1 protein-coding gene is annotated in these 664 nt (G+C 74.8%); it reads left to right on the top strand.

All coding sequences use genetic code 11. The features are described from left to right. Positions 1-498: lysozyme family protein (locus CCN33_RS30405; protein ID WP_086696496.1), on the top strand; the 498-nt coding region annotated here is incomplete at its 5' end. Positions 499-664: the final 166 nt, after the last annotated feature.

The raw sequence follows: 664 nt of genomic DNA, 5'->3' as shown, positions 1-664 counted from the left end.
GCCGGGACCGTCGCCCGCAGTGCCGAGACGGCCGGGGTGTCGCCGGTGCTGCTGATGACCGTCCTGCACAACGAGGCGTACAAACCGCACCACCCGCTCCTCGAACGCCTCTGGCAGTGGTGGAAGCCCGGCGCGTCCTTCGGCGTGGCCAACATGCACCGGGCGGCCTTCGAATCGGTCCGGCGCGCGTACGGCCTGTCGGGGCGCTGGGAGGACCTCCGGGACGATCCCGCGTTCGCCGTCCGCGTCGCGGCCCTGCACCTCAGGGACCTCGACCGGGCTCTTCCGCGCACCCATGTGCGCCGCTACACCCGCGACGAGCTGCTCGCCCTCGGCTACAACGCCGGCGAACGGAACATGCGGGCCTTCGCGCGTGGCGTGCCCCCCGGCCCCATGGCGCGGTCGTACCTGCGGCGCTACCGCGAGTACCGGGGCCGCGCCGTCGACGCGCTGGCCGAGGGCGGCAGACCCCGCGACCCGGACACGGTCGCGGGCTGAGCCGCCGGCCGCCGTCGCCCACCGGATGCAGACGGCCGCTTTCTGGGTGACGGTAGTCGCAGGGGCCCGCCGGCACGCAGCGCGCCGCCGGAGGGTCCACCACGGCGACGGCGAGGAGGAACTGTGGCTACTTCCGATCACCAGCACGAGGGCCCCGCGGACGGCG

Origin of the sequence: Streptomyces recifensis, assembly GCF_002154615.1 — a bacterium.
Lineage (GTDB): Bacteria > Actinomycetota > Actinomycetes > Streptomycetales > Streptomycetaceae > Streptomyces > Streptomyces griseoluteus.
Note: the sequence above shows the minus strand (reverse complement) of the source record. Positions and strands in the feature narration are given on the sequence as shown.